We start from the raw sequence: 240 nt of genomic DNA on the forward strand, positions 1-240 counted from the left end.
ACCAAAGTATTTTTGATAATATGCAATAGTTGAATCTCTGTCTGTAACATTTAGATGAACATGATGGAAATTGACTTTACTCAATTTCTCAGTCTCTTCAGGTTTTTCAGGTAGCTGTTTACATCCAACAATTTGAAATATTAGAACAGTGAAGACAATCAAGGTAGTTCTATATCTTATGTCATACAAAGTATTCGGATTCATTTTTTTTTAAAAATTGGTGCTAACGTGTTTGTATAA

The 240-nt window shown here is 29.6% G+C and carries 1 protein-coding gene; it reads right to left on the reverse strand.

What is annotated here, in order from left to right:
• Positions 1-204: hypothetical protein (locus ACY2RU_RS17880; RefSeq protein ID WP_490139847.1), on the reverse strand; the 204-nt coding region annotated here is incomplete at its 3' end.
• Between the last annotated feature and the right edge of the window lie 36 nt (positions 205-240).

The organism is Ulvibacter sp. 2305UL32-6, from assembly GCF_058148545.1.